Source organism: Xenorhabdus taiwanensis, from assembly GCF_036512875.1.
GTDB lineage: Bacteria > Pseudomonadota > Gammaproteobacteria > Enterobacterales > Enterobacteriaceae > Xenorhabdus > Xenorhabdus taiwanensis.
Window position 1 is genome coordinate 3,731,254 of sequence record NZ_AP028978.1, and the last position, 24,474, is coordinate 3,755,727.

The window sequence follows — 24,474 nt, forward strand, 5'->3', positions numbered from 1 at the left end:
TTTTATAATGAAAAAAGGGCCATAAGGCCCTTTTTTCTATGACTTGCAGACGTCTATCACATCTACAGTCCTGAATCTGGAGCGGGAAACGAGACTCGAACTCGCGACCCCAACCTTGGCAAGGTTGTGCTCTACCAACTGAGCTATTCCCGCATTTTATACGGCTTGCATTAAGCCTGACTTGAAATACCCGAATAAATTTTAATTTGGAGCGGGAAACGAGACTCGAACTCGCGACCCCGACCTTGGCAAGGTCGTGCTCTACCAACTGAGCTATTCCCGCATACATTCTGGTATGTCGTACTGTTGAAATTCTTCATCGGTACGGGGAGCGCATTATACGAGAAATTATTCCTCTGACAAGTCCCACAACCCAAAAAATTGTGTTTTTTCTCCGATTGATGATTAAAGCAGCAAAAAATCCGCTTAATCATCAACGCAGAGATTAATTTATGTGCAAATCTTGTACCAAATACCGCTCTTTATTTTGGAATAATGAGTTACTTCTGGATAAAGTGCTCACGGTAATATACCAATTCAGCAATAGATTCCCGAATATCATCCAATGCCTGATGGGTATTTTTTTTGCTAAACCCTGACAACATCTCAGGCTTCCAACGACGGGCCAATTCTTTAAGCGTACTGACATCCAAGTAACGGTAGTGAAAATACTTTTCCAACTCTGGCATATAACGAAACAAGAAACGACGATCCTGCCCCACGCTATTGCCACAAATGGGTGATTTTCCTGCCGGCACCCATTGTTCCAGAAAAGCAATGGTTGCTTTTTCAGCTTGCGCATCATCAAACTGACTCTTCTTTACACGTTCTACCAATCCACTGGCAGTATGCGTCCGTACATTCCAATCATCCATCAATGCCAATTGCGCATCCGGCTGATGAACCGCAATCACAGGCCCTTCTGCAAGGATATTCAATTCCGAATCGGTGACAATAGTCGCAATTTCAATTATGCGATCACGCTCGGGATCTAACCCCGTCATCTCTAAATCTATCCAGATAAGATTGTTCTCACTTTTTGACATGATATATCCTAGTTTCCTTCAAAAGAGGTAGTCTGTATCTGTGAGGTATCATAACGTTTTTGATCTCTCACAGCGATGATCAGCAAGATAGATGAAAGATAAACAAAAAATAAGTGAGGTTCGGTGGCTAAAAGTAAACTTTCCAAAGGGCAACAACGCCGTGTGCAAGCCAATCATCAGCGCAAGCTGAATAAGGCTGATGCTCAAAAACCAGAAATGGATGACAGCCAGTTTGGTGAACCACAAGAAGGGTTGGTGATCAGCCGATTCGGGCAACATGCCGATATTGAAGCAGCAGATTCTTCTATACAGCGTTGCAATATCCGTAGGACAATACCCTCATTGGTCACTGGTGATCGCGTTGTATGGCGCCCAGCGCTACAACTCCAGTCTGATGTCAGAGTGAATGGTATCGTAGAAGCGGTTCATGAACGCACGTCCGTTCTTACTCGTCCTGACTATTATGATGGCATCAAACCCATTGCCTCAAATATCAACCAAATCGTGATAGTTTCCGCCATTTTGCCTGAACTCTCGCTAAATATTATCGACCGCTATTTAGTCGCATGCGAAACACTTAATATCGAGCCTCTGATCGTACTCAATAAAATCGATCTGTTGGATGCCGAAAGCCGTGAGTGGGTTAACGAAGTCATGGATATCTATCGCCATATCGGCTATCGCGTACTGGATGTTTCCAGCTATACCGGCGAGGGTATCCCTGAACTGACCGCTCTGCTGGCTAACAAAATCAGTATCTTTGCAGGCCAATCTGGCGTCGGGAAATCCAGCTTACTCAATACCCTGTTGCCTGACATTAAAGAAGATATTCTGGTCAATAATGTCTCAGATAACTCAGGCCTCGGTCAGCATACCACCACCGCCGCACGCCTTTACCATTTCCCATTGGGGGGAGATGTGATCGACTCTCCAGGTGTCCGTGAGTTTGGATTGTGGCATCTAACGCCAGAACAGGTTACACAAGGTTTTGTCGAATTCCGCGAATATCTGGGAGGATGCAAGTTCCGTGATTGCAAACATCTGGATGATCCTGGATGTGCCTTACAGAAAGCATTGGAACAAGGCACCATTGCTCAGGAACGTTTCGAAAATTACCACCGGATTCTGGAAAGCATGGCGCAGGTTAAACCACGCCGAAATTTCACAATCGCTCAAAAATAAGGCAATAATTAACGATACCCTGACATTAAAAATAATGGCAGGTACAATAGCCGACTTTTGTCCAATTTGCCAAGAAGAGATCCAAGAGGTTGACGTGCTGGATAATTTTAAAATCAGTCTACAATATTTACTGCCAAAACAAGGCATTACAAAACTGGCAGGTTGGTTTGCCGATAAAAAGGCTGGCTGGCTGACACAGCTTGCTATCAAGGCTTTTGCTAAGATCTATAAAGTGGATATGAATGAGGCAAAAGATCCTTCATTCACTGCTTATTCAACATTTAATGAGTTTTTTGTCCGTCCTCTTAAGGAAGGTATTCGCCCTATTGCCAATGAAGCCCACCACTTGGCTCTGCCAGCAGACGGCACCGTAAGCCAGCTTGGGGCGATTCGCGAAGATCAGATTATTCAGGCCAAAGGCCACTATTACACTATAGAAGCCTTACTGGCAGGGCAGTATCAACTGGCCGAACAGTTCCGTAATGGTCAATTTATCACGACTTACTTATCGCCAAAGGATTATCATCGTGTCCACATGCCATGCGATGGCGTGCTCAAAGAGATGATCTACGTCCCTGGTGATCTGTTCTCAGTAAACCCATTGACGGCAGCCAATGTGCCAAACTTATTTGCGCGTAATGAACGCGTTATCTGTTTATTTGAGACAGAGTTTGGCCCCATGGTGCAAATTCTGGTTGGTGCGACCATTGTTGGCAGTATTGAAACTGTCTGGAGTGGCTGTGTCACACCTGCGCGTGAAGGCATCATCAAGCGCTGGACTTACCCTACAGAAGGTCAAGAAGGCGTCATCTTCCTCAAAAAAGGCGAGGAAATGGGGCGATTCAAGCTGGGTTCAACAGTGATCAACTTGTTTGCTGCTAATCAGATTAATTTTGCCAACAACTTATACAGTGGTTCACAAACCCGCATGGGAGACATGATGGCACAGACTGTCGCATCAGAAGAACCCACAGTAAATAACGATGAAACAATGAACTAAAGATCTCATCAGCTAATTTATAACCAAGGAGCCCCTTATTGTGCGCCTGATTATCAGTTTACTTCTCAGCCTCTTAATTGCGATCCCGGCTTTTGCTTCTGTGCCTCAGTTGGATGAAACCCAACTAAAACAAGAGCTGAAGCAGGCTGGCGGCAGTAAGCGCTCACAAGATTCTGAAATCACACATGCACTTCAAGGGGCAATAAATTGGATTAATGATACAAAATTAGCCAATGAGCGTACTCAGAGGTATCGACAAGCAATTGATGAATTTCCTAAAATCATCAAAGAACTGCGCCAAAAAATCCTTGCTGAAAACAATGCCGCTACGCCCATTCCGGCCAATCAGCCTATCAGCAATTTAGAACAGCAAATTATCCAGACAAATAACGAATTACAGGAACAAGGGCGCCAATTACAGCACGAACAGGATAAGCTTCGAGAAATCAGTGATTCCATGAGTCAATTGCCTCAACAACAAGCTGAGGCGAAACGTTTGCTGACTGAGGCAACTTCTCGGTTCCAGTCTCTGGATTCACCTTCCACACCACTGTCCAAAGCACAATTAGCGCTGGTGCAAGCAGAAGTCAATGCCCGTAAGGCTATGGCTGATGAACTGGAGATGGCTCAACTTTCTGTCAATAATCGTCAGGAGATTGCGCGCATACGCGCAGAATTATACAAAAAACGCTATCAACGACTGGATCTTAAACTCCAGCAATTACGTAGCCAGTTAAATACCCAACGCCAGCAGAAAACGGAATCTGCACTGGAGTATACAGAAATGCTGGCAGAGCAAAGTGGAGAAAAACTGCCACAGTCTTTGCAAGATGAACTCCAGCAAAACCGCCAGTTGTCGCACATGCTCAATCAACAAACCCAGAGAATGGAAGCCATTGGTTCAAAGCAGCGTAAGGCCAATAGCGAAATTCTTTTTGTTCTCCAAACGCTCAATACTATCCGTGAACAAGCACAATGGCTAAACGATTCCACTGCACTTGGCGAAACCTTGAGGGCGAGAGTCACCCATATTCCCGATATGTCAAAATCCCAGCAAATTGACAGAGATATTGTCGAATTGCGGGTCGAAAGATTGAAATATGAGGAAATGCTGGAACACCTGCAACGGCCTCTTGAGCAGACATTGCCTTCATATCACACTCTGACGCCAGAGCAAAAGAAGGTCTACGAGTCACTTATCCGCACCAGGAAAGAGCTATTAAATTCCCTGTTATCAGGATATGACAATGAGATACTGGAACAGACACAATTCAAGGTAATCACCAACAAATTAAATGATGCCCTGAAAGAAGTTCAGGATGCTACCCACCGCTATCTGTTCTGGGTAGCGGATGTCAATCCTATATCGCTCAATTATCCCTTGCAGGTGGTGCAAAATCTGACGCGTCTGTTATCTCTGGATACGTTCTCTCAGTTGGGTGCCGCAATCCACAGCATGTTGACTAAACAAGATACTCTGCTCTATTTGCTAGGTACTTTATTATTGGTCATTTTTAGTGTTAGCTCACACCGCCAGTATCATGCTTTTCTTGAGCGTTCGAGCAATCGCATCGGTAAAGTGACACAAGATCATTTCTCTCTGACTATGCGCACAGTTTTTTGGTCTGTTGTTGCGGCATTACCGTTGCCAATGCTTTGGTCTGCTATTGGTTATGGGTTGCAAAATGCATGGCAATATCCAATGGCAACCGCAATAGGCAACGGTGTACGTGAAACCACTCCCGTGTTGTGGGTCTTTATGCTCAGCGCAGCCTTTGCTCATCCCAATGGCTTATTTATTGCCCATTTTCGCTGGCCGGAAGAACGCATCAAGCGAGCGATGCGTTTCTATCGTCTTTCCATTTTCCTGATCGTGCCTCTCATGATGGCATTGATCACTTTTAATCATTACAAAGATCAGGATTTTATCGCAACCCTCGGCAGGCTGTGCTTCATCATGCTCTGTATTTCGCTGAGTTTGGTAACCAGCAGCTTAAAACGGGCTGGCATTCCACTCTATATGGACAAACATGGTTCAGGTGAGAATATTGTTAGTTCTGTTCTATGGTGGATACTGCTCTCGGCCCCAATCTTAGCGGCACTCGCTTCGATCCTGGGTTATCTGCAAACCTCACAGGCGCTATTAGGTCGTCTGGAAACTTCTGTCGCTATCTGGTTCTTCCTGCTGGTTGTTTACCACATTGTGCGTCGATGGATGCTGATCCAGCGCCGTAAGATAGCTTTTGAGCGGGCAAAACAACGCCGGGCAGAAATATTGGCCCAACGCGCCAAAAGTGAGGAAGATTCTGGCAATATTAATAGCAGTGTAGAAGGCGCAATCGAAGTTGAAGAGCCAGTCATTGATTTGGATGCCATCAGTGCCCAATCATTAGGATTAGTGCGTTCAATCCTGACAATGACAGCACTGGTTTCACTTATCCTATTGTGGTCTGAGCTACATTCAGCCTTCTCTTTCCTTGAAAATATCCGGCTTTGGGACGTGAGTACAACCATCAACGGTGTTGATAGCGTTCAGCCAATTACCCTAGGCTCCGTATTAATTGCAATCTTAGTTATTATTATTACTACACAACTTGTCCGTAACTTGCCAGCTCTGCTGGAACTTGCCCTATTACAGCATTTAGTGCTGACTCCGGGAACAGGTTATGCCATTACGACATTGACCAAATACAGCATTACCCTCATTGGTGGTCTGGTTGGTTTTTCTCTGGTGGGTATTGAATGGGCAAAAATACAATGGCTAATTGCTGCAATGGGGGTTGGGCTTGGTTTTGGCTTACAGGAAATTTTCACCAATATTATTTCTGGCCTGATCATCTTATTTGAAAAACCGATCCGCATTGGTGATACCGTGACTATCCGCGGTCTGACAGGCAGTATCACGAAGATCAATACACGGGCAACAACGTTGTCTGACTGGGACAAAAAAGAAATTATTGTTCCCAACAAGGCCTTTATTACAGAGCAATTCATCAACTGGTCACTGTCTGACACGATCACTCGTATCGTCCTGACAATCCCTGTGCCGGCTGATGTTGATTCCGCAAACGCCACCGACATATTACTGTCTGCCGCCAAAAGTTCACCCTTTATTCTCGATAACCCGATGCCAGAAGTGTATTTAGTGGATTTGCAACAAGGCATTCAGATTTATGAACTACGTGCTTATGCCGCAGAGATGGGGCATCGTATGCCTGCCCGTCATGAAGTGCATCAACATATTTTGCAGGAATTCCGCAAACATGATATCACCTTGCCATTCCCACCATTCCAGGCACGGGTTGATATTTTTGGACAAGAGATCCGCAGTGCGACAACTAACTTCACGGGCCGTAACCCCCCACGCAGGCCGGGAGAACTGTAGTTACAAGGCAGTGAGTTGAAAACCAGACGTACAGGATAAATGGTGATTGTGAACATGGCAGGGGCTATTGCTCTCCCTTTCAGGCCACGGGAGTTTTGTTTCGCCCCCCGAAGGCGATCCTGACAGGCGATGGAACGTTTTGTAAGAAAAGGTATTAGCGGTTAGTCAGGGTGAGTCAAACCGTGGCAGTTCGTGTCATCTTTACTTTTACCTGAATTTCCTCACAAATTCCGCTAATCCCTCCATATTCAGCCAAAATCAGACAAACATTTAATCTAATTAGTTAATTAATTTTATTGATAAATAGATACAATAAATCACCTTTACAGACTGGATACGGCGGGGGCGCCCCATTCGCGGGCATTTACTCTCACTGACGTTGAACCCTGATTGTTATCGTAATCAGGGAGAAATGTATCGATTCTGCCGGTTAATCAATCAGGTACTAGCTTGTTTTATCACCCAATCTTCGTTTGTCATGCTGGAGATTTTCACCCCGGACAGTCACAAGGTGCTATGGCAGTTCTGGCATGTCGATGGATTACGCTTTGTCTGCCATATCGCCGGTGTACCGGAAGACACCTTTGCGGTTGGCGATTTTTCTCTACAGGAAGGATTATCCGAACTCTTTACCCTCAATCTGACACTGGTCAGAACGGGCAACCCGAATCCGTTTAAACCACAGGCGGAGATTGATTTGGCCTCGCTGCTGATGCAGGAATCGGTGTTGCAGGTTTTTTATGGTGAAACGGAGCAGCGCAAAATCACCGGCATCATCTCCCATGCGGACTGGGTGGGCACCGATGGTAATAAGACAATCTATAGCAGAATCATACTAATATGTCATAATATCCAAATCCAAAATGACAAGGCATAAAGTGAAATGGGTTACAGTTTAGATTTTCGAAAAAGAGTACTGGCATACAAAGATAAGCATTCGTTGACTTTCGAACAAACGAGTGCCCATTTTGAGATCTCTATTCGTACCCTGTTCCGGTAGAGCCATAAACTAGAACCTTGCATGACGCGTGATAAGCCTCCCATAAAAATTCCTGATGAGGTACTCATTGCGGATGTCCAAAATTTTCCTGATGACTATCAATGGGAAAGAGCAAAGCGCCTGGGGATCTCACAATCGGCGATTCATTACGCTTTGAAACGGCTTCGGCTCACGCTTAAAAAAAACCTTAAAACATCCTCGCGCTAATCCTCAGCTTCGTCAGGCGTTTGTCGAGCGCATCAGCGACTATGAACAGGAAGGCAAACCGATTGTGTATTTGGATGAAGTGGTTTCGCGCAGTCAATGCCACGGATATACGGGTATTCAGAAAAGGGGCAGCGTTGTTTTGGTACACAGGATTGGCACGCGAAAGGTCGGATTAACGTCATTGGTGCCATTCTCGAAAATACGTTCATCACCTTAAGCTTATTTACTGGCAACATTAATGCCGATGTCTTTCATGCGTGGGTGACGCAGGATTTATTGCCAAAACTCCCACACGGTGCCGTGATAGTCATGGATAATGCGCGCTTTCATAAACGACTTGATACGATACAAGCGATAGCAGAGAGTCAACATCAATTAGAGTGGCTTCCCGCTTATAGTCCGGACTTGAATCCCATAGAACACAAATGGAGTAGGGCAAAAGCGATAAGAAGACAAAAAAGATGTTCAGTTGATGAGTTGTTCACCGAGCACATCGAATATGTCAGATCATGTTGATTCTGCTATATTCCGTCACCGTCCGCCCTGCCTGCTGGCGGCTGACGCTCAATCAGGACAGCCGAATTTATCATCAGCAAAATGTGCCGGCCATTTTAAACAGCCTGCTGAAAAAACATCGGGTAAAAGCCAATTCAAAACTCTACGATGCGCATCAGGACAGGGAATATGTGACCCAGAAGCGCGAATCCGATTATGATTTTTTCAGCCGGTTAGCCGCGGAAGAAGGTATCAGTTTCTGGTTTGAGGATGAAACGCTGTTTTTCAGTGACAGCCATCTGGGCATGACGGCTGGCTTGCCGCTGCAATACCAGCCCCAGCCGGAAACCGCGCACGGGGTAGATACGATTTATCAGGTACGGTTAGGCGTCGGCATGAGCCCGCAACGCAGCCTGCACAAAGATTTCAACCCGGAGAACCCGCGCTATCATCTCTCCCATATGCACAGCAGTGAAGGTTTCCGCGATTTTGGTAGCCAGACACCTTACACCATGTTTGAAAGTTACGGGCATTTTCAGAAAGATGCCGCCGCCATTCCGTTTTTAAAATACCGGCAGGAAGCGCTGGACAACCAGAAACAAACCAGCAGCGGTAGCAGTAACTGCATCAAACTGATGCCAGGTAAAATCTTCGAGATAAAAAATCATCCCCATAAACCGCTGAATGTTCGCTGGCAGGTAGTCAGTATCAGCCACCACGGGCGCTGTCCGCAGGCATTGGGAAATGATGCCGGTGAAGGCACCACACTTTCCAACCAGTTCAGTTTTATTTCCGGTCTGGATGATTATCGTCCGCCTTTCCACTACAAACCGCTGGCAGATGGCGATGAAACTGCAATAGTGGTCGGGCCGGAAGGCGAAGAAATCTTCGTCAACAAAGACGGCGCAATTAAAGTGCATTTCCACTGGAACCGCTATGACCAACCCGATGATGGTGCGTCGTGCTGGGTACGCGTGGCACAGGGCTGGAACGGCAACGGTTTTGGCTTTATGGCCATCCCGCGTATCGGACAGGAAGTGATTATTTCCTATCTCAACGGGGATATTGATCGGCCGATTGTTACCGGCTGTGTTTATAACGGCCTGAACCGCCCACCGCTGGATTTACCGGCGCAGAAGACCCGAACCACCTTTAAAACCAAAACCCACAAAGGCAAAGGCTTTAACGAACTGCGTTTTGAGGATGCCAAAGACAGCGAAGAAATCTATCTCCACGGCCAGAAAGACCTGACCGCGCATATCGAAAATGATGCGTACTGGCATATCAAACATGACCAGAAGAGCCGCATCGATAACAACCGTTACCACGATATTCGTGCCGATGACCATCATCAGGTCGCCGGTTCGCGCAAAATCACCACGGAAGGAGATGTGTCACACCGGATTGCCGGCAGCCAGCATACCCAGACCGGCGATGCGACCGTCATTGACAGCGGGCAGGAAATCCACCTGAAAAGCGGCGGCAAGGTCGTACTGGAAGCGGCAGCAGAAATCACGCTGAAAGTGGGCGGCAGTTTTCTCAAAGTCACACCGGCTGGCATTCTCTGCTCACCGATTAATGTCGGGCAAGGTTCAGGCGGCAGCGGGCGCGGGGTATCACTGCAATTACCGGAAGGTGTGGAGCCACTGGCACAAGTAGGGCAACTCCCGATGGCGGAAGCGCTCCCGACCATTGAATTTCCGGCTAAACCACCCTGTGCCATTCTCGCGCAGCAAGAAGAAAATTGGGTTATCACCGGAGCAGAGGAAGCATGATGGAATCGATTAATTGGAAAGCTTGGTTATCACAGCAAGACAGAGGCGAGTGTTATTTTCTGGTCAACAGTCTGGCGAAACCGAATCCCGTCCAGCTTTTTTACCTCAACGACTGGACAGAGCAGGCATTTCCGCTCTACAGCGGTACACCGATGAATGCCATGCTGGAACAAAGCCCGTGGCTGATCCAACCCAAAGCCAAGTGCCTGCCGGAACTGGCGCAATTGCTGGATAAACACGCATTCAGTGATGCCAGTTGGGGCTGGGGCTATCGCAGTACCTTACCGTGGTCATTTCAGTTAGAACACTGGCGCTTACATCAGCAGGTATTGCTGCGTGGTCAGGTTGTGGTGTTGCGACTGATGGATAACCGCATTTTCACACCGTTACTGCCCGCTTTGAAACCGGGGGATTGGCGTGAACTGTTAACACAGGTGAATGAGCTGATGATCGATACGCCCGATCCGGTTTGCTATTACCGGCCAGAAAATTGCCCTCAGGAACTGAGTACGAGTTTGTTTGTGTTGGGTGATCATCTGATTGAAGCGCGTTACTCCGCTGATTCTACCCTTAATAGTCTGGCTTATGCATTAGGTTGCCAGCTTTGGGAAGAAAATCCCGAATTGGCACTGAAACTGGATGAACCGGAAGGACAATTGCAGCACAGCTTTGTCGCATGGCTGAAACAGGCAAGAGGCAAAAACGGTAAACTGGACAAATTAACCCTTGAGCACTTTCTGACTGATAGTCAAAAAGTTGCCCTTAACGAGCGTATTGACGGATAAATAGAACAGAAGGAAAAGAAGAATGAAGCCGTTAGATCCGACAAATTGCATTGATTGTCAAAAAATACTGAAACACTGGATTGAATTTCAACTTGTGGATGAACAAGGTGAACCATTAACGGGTATACCTTATAAACTGACAAGTCGCGGAAACAAAAGCATTGTGCGAACGGGTACCACGGATGGTAATGGAATATTACGTGAAGAAGACCTTCCTCCAATGCCTGTCATCTTATCTATGTCAGCACAACCACTGGCGGATGAAATTGTCAAACGAACTCCTCGCCCAAAAACTGGAGAAGCCAACTCTCATGTTAAACCAAAGACTTTAACGGATGGACATGAATATCAATACATCACATTGGGAATGCTCAGTGACGGTTATCCTACAATGCAAGGATGGCAGGAGCAGGAATTACAGAATTCAGATCATTTCCATGGTTCGACGTTACAAGGGTTGTCAACCCATAAACTTAAACGACGGCATGTGCTGGAAATGCGTGTAATTCAAGGATGTGCATGTGATAGAGACATAACTCTAGCTGAACTGAAAAAGATAGCGCCCCTAGCACGAGAATCAGTACTTGAAGATAATTTAAAGGCATTTAATGATGGGTTTAAGGATTTTGGTATTACTACATGCCGAGGTAAAGCCCACTTCTTCGCACAGATATGCCATGAAAGTGGGGGATTACGGATATTGAAAGAAGGTGGAGGAGAAAATAAAGGATATCAACCTTGGTATGGTCGAGGGTTCATTCAACTAACATACAAAAGTAACTATACCTATTATGGTAAATATGCTAACGAAGATGTAACTTCTTCTACTGAAAATAGGGATAAGTTATTGTCTTCACCACATAGTGTAAAATCGGCATTTTGGTTTTATAAAATACATGCCAGAGCCTTTAATGCTGCTAGGCATGACGATTTTAACAAGGTGACTGCCATTATTAATGGAGGATTCACTGGTTATACTGATAGATTAAATAAACTAATAACAGCAGTTATGGTATTGAAGGCTGGACATCTTAATGAATTGTTAGAAGATGAAAGATTCAAATTTACTCGTAGCTCTATCTACAATAACCCAATTAATTCTTTTGCATGGGGGCTCTGGCATGATTCTGGTACAACACAACATGGACCTGTAAAAAATAGAGATGAAGCTTTGAGAGGCTATGAAAGAGCACAGGAATTACTCGCTAAAAGTCCTTTTTCAGAAAAACAATTGGATAAAAAAATATATGAAATAAAAAAGCGTGATATCCCCAATTATATAAACGAGAGAATCGCAATTCTGAGAAGAGAGGTTGAAAGGGAAGGCAGAGAAAGAAGAGGAAATTAAAATGTTTAAAAAAATTATTTTTTTAATGTTTATTATATCATCTTACAATGTTTTTGCGTCCGAATTATCTATTTCAGTTTCTTGTTATACTGATGATAATGATAAACCAATAAATATAAAATATGTCACTTTGTATTCAGAAAAAGATAAAGCCTATCTTGGTTATGTTAAGTATGAAAAGTCCGATAATGCTATACCAATTGTTTTTGTTAAGGACGATGTAATATTAAGTGAGACTAGGCCATCTATCGATACAACGGTATGGAATGAAATGATTAAAGGGGAAGTCAATGGAACCTATACGGTTCTTTTACAAGGAACGTACTACTCTGGTTTAATATATAAAAACAAAAAAGGTAAGCGGGTTGACTTTGTAGAAATTGAAGATGCTTATGATGAAAAAATAGATGATTGTGTCTGGAAAAAATAGACCTTGTTTAGGATTTTGTGTATCACCATTTCATATAAAATGAGACCGTCTAGACGGTCTCATTTTTGACCTGTTCAGATTGGCAATGACGCTCTACGTTTGTCTTCTTTGATACCGGCCAGAAAATTGCCCTCAGGAACTGAGTACGAGTTTGTTTGTGTTGGGTGATCATCTGATTGAAGCGCGTTATTCCGCTGATTCTACCCTTAATAGTCTGGCTTATGCATTAGGTTGCCAGCTTTGGGAAGAAAATCCCGAATTGGCACTGAAACTGGATGAACCGGAAGGACAATTGCAGCACAGCCTTGTCACATGGCTGAAACAGGCAAGAGACGAAAACGGTAAACTGGACAAGTTAACCCTTGAGCACTTTCTGACTGATAGTCAAAAAGTTGCCCTTAACGAGCGTATTGACGGATAAATAGAACAGAAGGAAAAGAAGAATGAAGCCGTTAGATCCGACAAATTGCATTGATTGTCAAAAAATACTGAAACATTGGATTGAATTTCAACTTGTGGATGAACAAGGTGAACCATTAACGGGTATACCTTATAAACTGACAAGTCGCGGAAACAAAAGCATTGTGCGAACGGGTACCACGGATGGTAATGGAATATTACGTGAAGAAGACCTTCCTCCAATGCCTGTCATCTTATCTATGTCAGCACAACCACTGGCGGATGAAATTGTCAAACGAACTCCTCGCCCAAAAACTGGAGAAGCCAACTCTCATGTTAAACCAAAGACTTTAACGGATGGACATGAATATCAATACATCACATTGGGAATGCTCAGTGACGGCTATCCTACAATTCAAGGATGGCAGGAGCAGGAATTACAGAATTCAGATCATTTCCATGGTTCGACGTTACAAGGACTGTCAACCCATCCACTCAATCGGCGATATGTATTGGAAATGCGAGCGATTAAAAAGTGCGCATGCAATAGAGATATTACTCTAGCTGAACTGCAAGAGATATTGCCCAATGCTCCGCAAAGAAGACTTCAAGACAATTTAAAGGCACTTAATCAAGGATTTGATAAGTTTGATATTACTACATGTCGAGGAAAAGCGCATTTTTTAGCGCAGGTATGCCATGAAAGTGGTGCATTGCGATATACGAAAGAAATTGAAGGAGAAACAAAAATATATAATCCTTGGTATGGTCGGGGATTAATACAATTAACCCATGAAAAAAACTATGATAATTATGGCAAGTATATCAATGAAGATGTAACTTCTTCTGCTGAAAATAGGGATAAATTATTGTCGCCACCACATAGCGTGTTATCTGCTTTCTGGTTTTATAAGATAAAAGCATCAGTCTTTGATTCTGCTGAAAATGACGATTTCAACAAAGCGACAGCTATTATTAATGGGGGGGTTTAATGGCTATAATGATAGATTAAATTACTTAAAAAAGGCAATTAAGGCATTGAAGGCTGCTCACCTTAATCAATTGTTAGATAATGAAAAATTCGAATTTAACAGTAGTTCTATCTACAATTATAAAGTTAATTCATTTGCATGGGGACTCTGGCATGATCCTAATATAATAACACGCCAAGGAACGGTGAAGGACAAAGATGAAGCGTTGAGAGGCTATGAAAGAGTACAGGAATTAATCACTACGAATCCTTTTAGAAGAAATGAGTTAGAACAAAAAATGTATGGAATAAAAAAGTGTGATGTTTCCAATTATATAAACGAGAGAATCGCAGCCCTGAAAGGAGGAGAAAGAAAAGATGGAAGAAGCGAAAACAGAGGAAGGAAAGGAAAAGGAAGCTAAAATGTATAAGAAAACTATTTTTTTTATTTTTATGCTATTATCTTATAATGCATTTTCTTCTGAATGGTCTAGTGAATTTAGATGTTTGACTTCTGACAATAAAAAACCAATAAATATAAAATTGGTTAACATTTATTCAGGGAAAGATAATGCTAGTCTTAGCTATGTTAAGTATGAAAAGTCTCATATTTCTATACCGATTCTTCTCGTTAAAGAAGAGTCTACAATATTAAGTGAAGATAGACCATATATGAGTACAACGGTATGGAATGAAAGGATTCAAGGTAAAGTAAACGGAACCTATACTATTACTTCACAGGGAGCAAGAATCTATGGTTTCAACTATATAAATAAGAAAGGAAAACAAGTGAATTTTGAGGAAAATGAAGAAGCTTATAACATAGAAAAAAAAGATTGTATTTGGAAATAGTTCATGGAAAACCTAGGGAGAGATCTCACATTTTAGCATGGTCAGTTGTGTATAGGCCATAGTGCATTTTCCTTTGGTGAAAAAGATTACTACTATAACAACTGACCGCCTTTTTCAGAAATTGCACTTATTAGGCGAATCCAAGTAAATAAATGAATTATTGATCTAAAAGGAAATTGAGATGGTTAAAAAAAACACTCTTTTTTTGTTGATGCTATTATCTTTTAAGGTATTAGCTTTTAAAGAATCTACTGAGATTATGTGTTTTACTTCATATGGTGAAAAACCAATAAATATAAAATATGTCACTCTTTATTCAAAAAAAGATAAAGTCTATCTTGGTTATGTTAAGTATGAAAAATCTGATACAGCCATACCAATTAATTTCGTTAAAGATGATGAAATATCAATAGAAACAAGACCATCTATTTATACTATAGTGTGGAATGAAACAATTAAAGGAGAAGTTAATGGAACATATACAGTTATTTCACAGGGAGCAAGATTCTCAAGCTTCACGTATAAAGATAAAGAAGGCAAAGAAGTTGAGTTTGATGAAAATTGGTATGCTTATGATGAAAAAATAGGTGACTGTGTCTGGAAATAGAATATTGTTTCCAACTTTGTGTAATCGCCATTTCATGTTAAATGTGACTGTCTAGGTGGTCTCATTTTTGACCTGTTTAGATTGACACGCTACGCTTGTCTTCTCCGCATTACCAGCCTAAACATTAACCCGGTAATACGGAGAGCCAAAAAACACCCGCAAGAAATAGTTTGTTTCCTCACTTTTTAATCTTCATTTCTCTGGTTAATGATGGTGATTTCCTGCCCGTTGCGGGTAAACGCCAAAGGGGCCAGCCAGTCTTCTTTTTTATCGGTAGGACGGCGGTACTTCATGCGCCAATATCTCGATCCGCGTGATATTTGTATAAGATTTTCTTTCAAAAGGAGGGACCGTGATCTCAACTTCCAGAAGAAAATATTTCCTTTTAATTAGCTCAAAACAACGACGATGAAGTCAAATAACATTAATGACGCATACCGATTGCTAATCGATTCATTCCATTCATAAGCGCAATTGCAAAAGTTAAATCAGAAATTTCCTTATCTGTGAAGTGATCTTTCAAAGGTAAATAAGCATTATCATCTGCGTGTGTCGTTACAATGTGAGTCAACGCCTCGGCCCATTCCAACGCCGCTTTTTCACGGGGAGTAAACTGACTACTCACTCGCCATCCGGCTAATTCAGCTAACCGACGTTCTACCTCTTGATTTTCGCGCAAAACTTGAGTGTGTTTATTTAAGCAGAAAGAACAACCATTGATTTGAGATACTCGCAAATAGATCAATTCAACCAATTGCAAACCTAACGGACTATTTTCCAGACCTTCTTTTACCGCACGAAAACCTTGCAATAGCTCTGGAGATAAGTTGTAGTAAGCGAGACGTAATTTACTCATAAATAATATTCCTTATATTAATATTCCAAGAGACTATATTATAAATGATTACTTTAAGCAAAGAAAAGGATGATTTTTATAAAAGCCATTTTATTTAATTTAAAAAGCATAAAAGAAGAATTTATTCAAATTAATATAATTCGCCATATTAATTATTCCATTAGATAATTAACAAAAAAATGCCACTAAAGGAATAAGTAGCATTTTATATTACGTGGCAAACAAAATAATTAATCTATCTATACCATAAATATTTTAACTTACTGATTTATAAAAATAAACTAAAATTTTCGATATATTGTTTTCACTGTTAATACTTTCTTTTTGGATCAGCGCCGTATTCATTATCACCCTGAGTACCTTCCAACAGAGTAAATACGAATAAAACAATGCTGGCTACAGGAATAAAGGTTAATAAAATCCACCATCCAGAAAGGTTAATATCGTGAAATCGGCGTATTGTTACCGCAATACTTGGAATAAAAGTAACAAAAATATAAATTATCAACAATGCAAAACCAGCAATATCATTAATTGTTAAACCCAATACTATAAGAGCGAAGAATACAATAATGTTAAATAAACAGAACACCCAATATTCTTTACGACGGGCACGGCCAGAGAATTCAGCGTAATTTTTCAAAACACTAAGATACCAATTCATAATATCACTTTATCGAAGTCAAATAATATAAAAGCGGGCAAACTATAAAGGATGATGGATTTTATACTTAATTATCTTTTAATGTCCATAGTCCATTACTAGTTGATAAATATTTCCTTATTTATGCCATTATTAGATAGTGATTTAAAAAAACCTTACAAATGTAAAATTAGGAACAGGAACAATATAAATATCTTTGGCTCATATCAAAGTTACGCATGAATCTATCAGAAAAATAAGACCAATTATTTTACTATAAACTAAGCTTACAGCCACAAGATTCACCAATTTGTAATTCGAATTCAAATCCACACTCCTGAGCTGATCCACGCCATGTTCTCAATATTTAATACACGACCCAAGTTTCCATCAGCATGATTGGTTATTTGATTGGAAAAAATACTTATCAATACAATCAAACAGCATCACACCGGATGCTGCTTTCAAACAATTAATTTCGTTAGGCTATTAGCTTCAAACCTGATACATTTTCCTTAAATAACAAGAAACTGCATCATCCGCATTGGAACCAATCAGTTCCATATCAGGTAAAATATCTTTCAAGCGCTGATGCGCTCCCTGCATGATGCAGCCTTTACCGGCTACACTTAACATTTCCCGATCGTTCATACCATCGCCAAAAGCAATGCAGTCATTTAATTGATATCCGATCAATTGACAAACTTGCTCCAATGCATGACCTTTAGAAACACTACCAGCCATCACTTCCAAACAATTCCTCAGTGAAAAACTGACATTAACCCTTTCCCCCCAACATGCTTTAATCCTCTCTTCCAAATCCACCAAATAATCATGATCTTCACTGGTGTAGTAAACCTTGCATACGCCATCTGTGGGAAAATCATCGCGCTGAAAAAGTTGGTAATGGAAAACTGACTCCTGAAAAAACTCTTTCTGTTCCGGTGCTTCTCTATTAATTAGCCAATCATCGTTATTGAAATAATTAGTCAGGATATTGGGATTATCAAACTCCAATAAACACAAATCATGGGCAATATCAGGATCTAAGTTATGGCTAAATACCAATTCATCTTGGGTATTGTGAACCCTTGCACCGTTGGAAGTAATCATATAAGCATCAATGCCCAATCCATCACGGATCTGTCCCACATCAATATGATGCCGCCCTGTTGCAAAAACAAAATGAATCCCTTGCTCCGTCAATAAGTTCAACGTTTCCTTGGTATACGGGGTTAATTTATGGTCGGGAGATAACAAAGTGCCATCTAAATCTGAAGCAACAACATGATACATAGTTATAGTTCCTAAACTAAATCAGTTCTGGTCAAAAAAATCACAAATTGCATTGAGTGCCTGCGCTCGCAATGCATCTTTTTCGAACAGGATTTCGTGATGAGCCCCCTGAATAATCAGGGGATTTTGATGAGATGCACAAAAAGCCAATAACTTCCGATTACTTACTATCTTATCTTCACTTGCTTGTAATACGATGAGCGGAGTTTTAATTTTGCCGGCATTTTCAATCAGATTATCCCCCATCAGCATACTTTCACGCATCCAATGGTAAGTTGGCCCACCAAGGCGCAATTCAGGATAATCAGCATAGTAGCGTAAATAACGCTGATAACGCGCATAACTGTGCGTTAATAGGTTGATAAAATAAGGTAATGGCCGCCATTGCCCCGTTGATAGGGCATAAGCGTTACGTCTTTTAATATTGGGTTCCGCCTGGTTAACCAGAAAATTCGCCAGCCAGCGGGGCATTGGTAAATGGATACCAAACATCGGCGCACATAACGCCACGGCACGAAAAATCGACTCTTGGTAACGTACCAGAAAACGGCTCAAAATCGCCCCTCCCATTGAATGAGCTAGAGCATAACAGCGGTGAGATTGACGAGGTGCCACTTCAAGCTCAATAAATTTAGCTAAGTCATCAACATAATGATCGAACTCTTCAACATGACCTTTTTGTCGATCGTCCAACATTCGCCCTGAACGGCCTTGTCCACGATGATCAATAATGAAAATATCGTAACCCTGATGATAAAAATCATAGGCCACCTCAGAGTATTTCACGTAACTTTCACTACGGCCAGGCAAAATAACGAGTGTTTTGTCATGATGAGGGGAACAAAAGGAGACATAATGGATAGGAATATCATCAATTCCTATAAATTGCCGCTCTTCTCTTGTTTGCCAAAAATCCAGTAATAATCCATTCGTAAAGGCTGAGAACTGAGGTTCACGGTTTAACCAACTAGCTTTCAATATCTCAGGCGCCATTCGTCATCCTCTGTTCTCTAATCCTCAGTTCACTGTCCTTTAGTTATTCAATATTTTCAGTTACTCGAATTATTCAAAATGCTCTCGGATTAATGTCATAAATGCATCACCAAAACGCTCTAATTTCCGCTGACCAATGCCATTAATCAGCAAAAGTTCATCTGGCGTTATTGGGCACTGTTCTGCCATCTCAATTAACGTGACATCATTGAAAACAACAAAGGGTGGAATATTGTTTTCATCAGCAATGGATTTACGCAATTTGCGCAACTTAGCAAATAACTTGCGGTCATAGTTGCCGCTGTACGATTTGTTTTGCTGATTGCGGCTTTTCAAGCTTTGGATACGTGGTACGGCAAGTTGTAAAGGTACTTCGCCACGTAATACAGGCCGCGCAGCCTCAGTCAATTGCAGTGCAGAATAGTTGGCAATGTTTTGATTGATAAGCCCCAGGTGAATAAGCTGACGCAAGACGCTCATCCAATGTTCCTGACTCTGTTCTTTACCAATGCCATAAACAGGTAGCTTGTCATGTCCAAAATCTCTAATGCGTTGATTGTTCGCACCACGTAGCACTTCTACAATATAGCCAATCCCAAAACGTTGTCCAACGCGATAGATGCAGGACAGCGCTTTCTGTGCTTCTACCAGACCGTCGTAACGTTTGGGAGGATCCAGACAAATATCACAGTTGCCACACGCTGTTTGGCGGCTTTCCCCGAAATAATTCAACAATACCAGACGCCGACAGGTCTGTGCCTGTGCAAATGCGCCCATGGCATTGAGTTTATGCCGCTCAATATCTTGTTGTTCACCTGCGGGTTTTTCTTCTAAACAGCGACGCAGCCATACCATATCCGCAGGATCGTAAAACAGCACGGCTTCCGCCGGTAAGCCATCTCGCCCAGCCCGGCCAGTTTCTTGATAATAAGATTCGATATTACGGGGAATATCAAAATGCACGACAAAGCGCACATTAGGTTTGTTAATTCCCATACCAAATGCAACCGTTGCCACAACGATCTGTAAATCATCTCGCTGGAAAGCATCTTGTACCCATGTCCGTTGACTGTTTTCCAGCCCCGCATGGTAAGGCGCAACACTTAACCCCCGCTTTTGTAGACGTTCCGCAGTCTCTTCCACTTTAGTACGACTATTGCAATAGATAATTCCGCTTTTTCCCTGCTGACCGCGGACAAATGACCAGAGCTGATCAAGCGGTTTGTATTTTTCAACTAAAGTATAGCGAATATTGGGACGATCAAAGCTGCTGATATGGATAATCGGCTCATGCAACTCCAGTAAACGTACGATATCCTGACGGGTCGCTTTATCTGCTGTAGCGGTTAGTGCGATTACTGGAAGATCGGGGAAACGACGACGAAGTTGCCCTAATGCCCGATATTCTGGGCGAAAATCATGCCCCCATTGAGAAATACAGTGAGCTTCATCGACAGCCAATAAAACAGGTTGCCAGTCGCGAAGTTGGTCAAGAAAGTTATCCGTTACCAACCGTTCAGGGGCAATATAAAGCAGTTTGATACTCCCCTTACGGCAACGTTGAATGATATCAAATTGCTGTTCACGATTTTGAGTTGAGTTCAGACATTCCGCTTCAACGCCATTCGCACGTAGCTGATCAACCTGGTCTTTCATCAATGAAATGAGTGGAGACACAACCAGAGTCAGCCCATTTTTAACCAATGCCGGTATCTGGTAGCACAGTGACTTACCGCCTCCCGTTGGCATAACCACCAGACAGTCGCGCCCGTCAAGAACGGCGTCAATAACTTGCTGCTGCCCCGGACGAAATTGCTGGTATCCGAATGTTTTTCGTAATGCTTGTTCAGCCAGCGATGCCGTGCTGATGAGTTCTGCGGTAGACACGCCTTTCCTCGATCGTTAGAAGGTAATCCCTGAAAAAGCCTAAAAACAGGCTATAAAAACACAGTCGCGATCCGATCGCCTGTATATAAAAAATTACCGCTTATTCTACACGCTATATGGTTATTTTTTGTAGTCCGTTTTTTTCCCATGAATTGTTTCTCGAAGCGCTTCACAGACTGGAAAAGTCGATAATGAAAGCATAAACTTAACAATCCATTAACCATATAAACCCATTTAACACTTGTTGATTTTACTTTTCATTATCAGGTTATCAGGAAAACCACCATGGAAAATATTCCGCCAGTAGACACCATATTAACCCCAGAAGAAGCTCGTAAATTTATAGGTGAAATTTTTGTTTATCATATGCCATTCAACCGTCTGTTAGGACTCGAACTGCTCCGCTTCGAACCAGACTACGCAGAATTGCAATTTTGCTACCAAGAAAAATTGATCGGCAATATGATTCATAAAATTCTGCACGGTGGTGCAATCGCTTCCATATTAGATGTTGCTGGAGGGCTGGTTTGTGCAGGCAATGCATTGACATCCATTGAAACGATTACCATCGCTGAGATCCAAAAACGTCTAACCACATTAGGCACTATCGATTTACGCGTGGATTATCTGCGCCCCGGACGTGGTGAAGTATTTACCGCCAGTTGCAATCTTATCCGCGCTGGCAATAAAGTCTCTGTCGCCAGAATTGAATTGCATAATGAAAAACAAATGCATATCGCCAGTGCAATGGGGACTTATTTGGTGAGTTGATGTTGTTAAACCCTAAAACTAATACCCAACTCATGTCCAAAATACAAACTTAAAATAAATGAAGGGATGTGTCAGCAAAACACATTCCCTTTTCGTGGGTATACTTATTTTCAATCTCACCATTCGTTTATAATAAATTGATTTAAATGATCTATTAAATATTTAAATCACATTTGGCAGATCGCTTATCATACACCCCAAAGAAGTGTGATATCCTTCTTTCGTTATCTGAACGACAAGACTTTGAAGTTTGTGAGGTGGACATATGAATAGAAGGCGATGACACTACACTGCAACTGCATCGAGCCAGATATCTAAATTCACTATAACTATTAACAAGCTGTTACTCTGGGTATATGATAACCAATGGCAACAAACAGATTTCCAACAGCAACTATGCTGAACTTACCTTAACCATTATCAAGAACCAATAACCAGAAAAACCTCACAATACACTGTTTTGATACTAATTAATTAAGTAGATCAACATGAGAATAGGTTATGAATCCAAGAACCAAAGCAGAATCGGAGATCCTCTCTGGCAGAGCTGTTGATGCTGTTGTATATATCTGGTATCCCTGCCACAGCTTCCCTTGTGGGCATGCTTCTATTTATATCGGTGGAACACCGCAATGCCCGTGGTCAGACTTCTACTCAGAAAATTTAGAAGCATTAAACAGTTCAAGGAACGCTGGATCCTCATATAATCCACAACGTCCGGTAGAAGATAACTATGTCAGTTTCCTTGCAGAACTAAATATACCGCGAGGAACTTTATCATCTGCAGGAGCCTTTAATAACATTCAAGCTGATTTTTTAGAGATTCCCCATCTGGAATATTATCTGATCGGTTTGGATGTTGAGAGAATGCAACACCAAAAGCGTGTACTCTATAACGGCAAAATGTATGGCAATTTTCGTATAAGCCATAGTTATAATCCTATTAATAAAAATTGTGCAACAATGGTTGCCAAAATATTAAAATCCGGTGGAGTAGAAAGTTTATTAAATACTATTCAAAGGGTTGGCTATGCCAACAATGTATATTGGACACCCAAAGACATAGCCCAATTGTGTAATGAATTAAGAAATAATGACAGGGCGGTAAAAATAAGGAGGCTGGATTGCCCAAGTAAACTGAAATCACCATTTAAGACGTTATTAGGTTTTAGATAGATACAATAAATTATACTTGTTTATCATTCTGCCAAGAACAATCTTGAAATACAATGATGTCAATACAATGCGATTTTTAAATTGGGATAGCAGCTCTCCTGGTGTAATTATGCTCTTCTGAACTATGGTTTCATTATCAAGTTTAGCAATTACCTTAACAAAATTGCCAAGTATAATCATAAAATTCAATTTCCAAGGCTAACCCTTCAGAGAGGATACGTGAATAATATATTTATAGATATTCCTGTTATCTGGGTATAATAATTTAGCATAAAGTGCTATTCAGCTTAGTAGAAAAATTTAATTTATTATTCATGCCATTAACTACTTGTAAATCATTCATCCCAATGACACATTGTATAGTTCTATGAGCTATCACCTTAACAAGCTCTTCTGATTTTCTGAACATTCTCTCAACATTCAAGGATATTATGAGTAACCAACAGACTGCCAAAGGTATCTTGTATGCCTTAGGGGCTTATCTTATTTGGGGATTAGCACCGATCTACTTCAAGACCATACAATATGTGCCCCCCGATGAAATCGTGTCACATCGTGTTATATGGTCGGTTTTCTTTATGGTGCTGATGCTGACAGTGACTCGTCACTGGCGCCAGGTTTGGGCTGTTGTTCGCCAGCCGAAAATACTGCTGCTGCTAGGCATTACTGCCTTCACTATTACCAGTAACTGGCTTACCTATATCTGGGCAGTCAATAATGGGCATTTGCTGGAAGCGAGTCTGGGATATTTTATTAGCCCACTGGTTAATGTTCTGTTTGGTATGATATTTCTTGGTGAACGTTTCCGCCGTATGCAGTGGATTGCTGTGGGATTGGCCGTTACTGGTGTATTGATCCAGCTATGGCAGTTTGGTTCTGTACCGATGATTGGTTTGTACTTAGCGACGACATTTGCCGTCTATGGACTGATCCGCAAAAAAATGGGAGTTGATGCACAGACAGGTATGTTGATTGAGACAACCTGGGTATTCCCTGTCGCCTTAACTTACCTGCTGTTTTTCACCCATAGCCCGACAAGTAATATGTTGGATAATACGTACTCTTTGAACCTCATGTTGATTGCTGCCGGTATTATTACGACAGTGCCACTGCTGTTTTTCACCGCAGCCGCTGCGCATCTGCGTTTGTCTACGCTGGGCTTCTTCCAGTATCTTGGCCCAACATTGATGTTCTTGCTGGCAACGTTAGTTTATGGTGAGAAAATTGGATCAGATCGTTTGATCACTTTTGGCTTTATTTGGGCTGCCTTAATTCTATTTATACTGGATGCGCTCTATACGCAGCGTCGTTTACGGAAGTAGTCAAATTCTTTCAACAACATACCTAACCTGACCCAAGGCATTCTCTAAA

At 42.0% G+C, this 24,474-nt stretch carries 22 protein-coding genes, 2 tRNA genes and 2 pseudogenes; 18 read left to right on the plus strand and 8 right to left on the minus strand.

Translation table 11 applies throughout. The annotated features are described in order from the left end of the window. Nucleotides 1-77: 77 nt before the first annotated feature. From ACE1SE_RS17360 to orn, 3 genes are all read right to left on the minus strand, one after another. Nucleotides 78-153 (minus strand) — tRNA-Gly (locus ACE1SE_RS17360). Between the two features lie 54 nt (nt 154-207). Then, nucleotides 208-283: transfer RNA gene (locus tag ACE1SE_RS17365), tRNA-Gly, on the minus strand. A 217-nt stretch (nt 284-500) separates the two neighbouring features. Next, nucleotides 501-1,046, minus strand: coding sequence for an oligoribonuclease (orn, locus tag ACE1SE_RS17370; protein ID WP_374051931.1), 546 nt, complete (start codon nt 1,044-1,046; stop codon nt 501-503). Between the two features lie 123 nt (nt 1,047-1,169). On the opposite strand from orn, the gene rsgA reads away from it, so the two are divergent. The 15 genes and pseudogenes from rsgA to ACE1SE_RS17445 all read left to right on the plus strand — a co-directional run bounded on the left by rsgA (nt 1,170) and on the right by ACE1SE_RS17445 (nt 15,481). Next, entirely contained in the window at nt 1,170-2,228 is a 1,059-nt protein-coding gene (gene rsgA / locus ACE1SE_RS17375; RefSeq protein ID WP_374051932.1) for a small ribosomal subunit biogenesis GTPase RsgA, read from the plus strand. A gap of 94 nt (nt 2,229-2,322) precedes the next feature. Beyond that, nucleotides 2,323-3,228 (plus strand): archaetidylserine decarboxylase, encoded by a 906-nt coding sequence (gene asd / locus ACE1SE_RS17380; RefSeq protein ID WP_374053708.1) that lies wholly within the window; start codon nt 2,323-2,325, stop codon nt 3,226-3,228. A 40-nt stretch (nt 3,229-3,268) separates the two neighbouring features. Beyond that, the gene (gene mscM, locus ACE1SE_RS17385; protein ID WP_374051933.1) at nt 3,269-6,613 is read left to right on the plus strand and encodes a miniconductance mechanosensitive channel MscM; all 3,345 of its coding nucleotides are present in this window, start codon (nt 3,269-3,271) and stop codon (nt 6,611-6,613) included. 412 nt (nt 6,614-7,025) lie between these two features. Then, nucleotides 7,026-7,490, plus strand: a complete 465-nt coding sequence (locus ACE1SE_RS17390; protein WP_374051934.1) for a contractile injection system protein, VgrG/Pvc8 family — start codon at nt 7,026-7,028, stop codon at nt 7,488-7,490. A 6-nt stretch (nt 7,491-7,496) separates the two neighbouring features. Further along, nucleotides 7,497-7,820: pseudogene (locus ACE1SE_RS17395) on the plus strand (IS630 transposase-related protein). 90 nt (nt 7,821-7,910) lie between these two features. After that, nucleotides 7,911-8,336 (plus strand): annotated as a pseudogene (locus ACE1SE_RS17400) (transposase); the annotation flags it as partial. Further along, nucleotides 8,330-10,090, plus strand: a complete 1,761-nt coding sequence (locus ACE1SE_RS17405) for a type VI secretion system Vgr family protein (protein WP_374051935.1) — start codon at nt 8,330-8,332, stop codon at nt 10,088-10,090. The pseudogene ACE1SE_RS17400 and the gene ACE1SE_RS17405, both read left to right, overlap by 7 nt. Further along, entirely contained in the window at nt 10,087-10,875 is a 789-nt protein-coding gene (locus ACE1SE_RS17410; protein WP_374051936.1) for a DUF4123 domain-containing protein, read from the plus strand. Before ACE1SE_RS17405 ends, ACE1SE_RS17410 begins: the two co-directional genes overlap by 4 nt. A gap of 22 nt (nt 10,876-10,897) precedes the next feature. Beyond that, complete coding sequence (locus ACE1SE_RS17415; protein ID WP_374051937.1) at nt 10,898-12,223, plus strand: glycoside hydrolase family 19 protein; 1,326 nt, start codon at nt 10,898-10,900, stop codon at nt 12,221-12,223. Nucleotide 12,224: 1 nt separating this feature from the next. Further along, nucleotides 12,225-12,653 (plus strand): hypothetical protein, encoded by a 429-nt coding sequence (locus ACE1SE_RS17420; RefSeq protein ID WP_374051938.1) that lies wholly within the window; start codon nt 12,225-12,227, stop codon nt 12,651-12,653. Between the two features lie 157 nt (nt 12,654-12,810). Continuing rightward, nucleotides 12,811-13,074, plus strand: a complete 264-nt coding sequence (locus tag ACE1SE_RS17425) for a hypothetical protein (protein ID WP_374051939.1) — start codon at nt 12,811-12,813, stop codon at nt 13,072-13,074. 22 nt (nt 13,075-13,096) lie between these two features. Next, the gene (locus ACE1SE_RS17430; protein ID WP_374051940.1) at nt 13,097-14,044 is read left to right on the plus strand and encodes a glycoside hydrolase family 19 protein; all 948 of its coding nucleotides are present in this window, start codon (nt 13,097-13,099) and stop codon (nt 14,042-14,044) included. After that, nucleotides 14,031-14,444 carry a hypothetical protein gene (locus ACE1SE_RS17435; RefSeq protein WP_374051941.1) on the plus strand — a complete coding sequence of 138 codons (414 nt, stop codon included), beginning with the start codon at nt 14,031-14,033 and terminating at the stop codon, nt 14,442-14,444. The genes ACE1SE_RS17430 and ACE1SE_RS17435 overlap by 14 nt, the downstream gene beginning before the upstream one ends. Next, a complete protein-coding gene (locus tag ACE1SE_RS17440; protein WP_374051942.1) occupies nt 14,401-14,874 on the plus strand; it encodes a hypothetical protein in 474 nt (157 codons plus the stop codon). The genes ACE1SE_RS17435 and ACE1SE_RS17440 overlap by 44 nt, the downstream gene beginning before the upstream one ends. A gap of 181 nt (nt 14,875-15,055) precedes the next feature. Next, a complete protein-coding gene (locus ACE1SE_RS17445; RefSeq protein ID WP_374051943.1) occupies nt 15,056-15,481 on the plus strand; it encodes a hypothetical protein in 426 nt (141 codons plus the stop codon). 424 nt (nt 15,482-15,905) lie between these two features. Here the strand turns inward: ACE1SE_RS17445 and ACE1SE_RS17450 are convergent, their stop codons facing one another. The 5 genes from ACE1SE_RS17450 to recQ form a co-directional block, all read right to left on the minus strand. Continuing rightward, nucleotides 15,906-16,337 (minus strand): carboxymuconolactone decarboxylase family protein, encoded by a 432-nt coding sequence (locus tag ACE1SE_RS17450; RefSeq protein ID WP_374051944.1) that lies wholly within the window; start codon nt 16,335-16,337, stop codon nt 15,906-15,908. Nucleotides 16,338-16,647: 310 nt separating this feature from the next. Beyond that, complete coding sequence (locus ACE1SE_RS17455; protein WP_374051945.1) at nt 16,648-17,001, minus strand: DUF805 domain-containing protein; 354 nt, start codon at nt 16,999-17,001, stop codon at nt 16,648-16,650. A 474-nt stretch (nt 17,002-17,475) separates the two neighbouring features. Beyond that, nucleotides 17,476-18,276 carry a sugar/pyridoxal phosphate phosphatase YigL gene (gene yigL, locus ACE1SE_RS17460; protein WP_374051946.1) on the minus strand — a complete coding sequence of 267 codons (801 nt, stop codon included), beginning with the start codon at nt 18,274-18,276 and terminating at the stop codon, nt 17,476-17,478. 21 nt (nt 18,277-18,297) lie between these two features. Then, nucleotides 18,298-19,269 (minus strand): lysophospholipase L2, encoded by a 972-nt coding sequence (gene pldB, locus ACE1SE_RS17465; protein WP_374051947.1) that lies wholly within the window; start codon nt 19,267-19,269, stop codon nt 18,298-18,300. Nucleotides 19,270-19,338: 69 nt separating this feature from the next. Then, nucleotides 19,339-21,156, minus strand: a complete 1,818-nt coding sequence (gene recQ / locus ACE1SE_RS17470) for an ATP-dependent DNA helicase RecQ (RefSeq protein WP_374051948.1) — start codon at nt 21,154-21,156, stop codon at nt 19,339-19,341. Between the two features lie 285 nt (nt 21,157-21,441). Here recQ and ACE1SE_RS17475 point away from each other — a divergent pair, with 285 nt between their 5' ends. The 3 genes from ACE1SE_RS17475 (at nt 21,442) to rarD (ending at nt 24,425) form a co-directional block, all read left to right on the plus strand. Beyond that, a complete protein-coding gene (locus ACE1SE_RS17475) occupies nt 21,442-21,927 on the plus strand; it encodes a thioesterase family protein (RefSeq protein WP_374051949.1) in 486 nt (161 codons plus the stop codon). Between the two features lie 501 nt (nt 21,928-22,428). Beyond that, entirely contained in the window at nt 22,429-23,103 is a 675-nt protein-coding gene (locus tag ACE1SE_RS17480; RefSeq protein WP_374051950.1) for a hypothetical protein, read from the plus strand. A gap of 431 nt (nt 23,104-23,534) precedes the next feature. Further along, a complete protein-coding gene (rarD, locus tag ACE1SE_RS17485) occupies nt 23,535-24,425 on the plus strand; it encodes an EamA family transporter RarD (protein ID WP_374051951.1) in 891 nt (296 codons plus the stop codon). Nucleotides 24,426-24,474 lie beyond the last annotated feature (49 nt).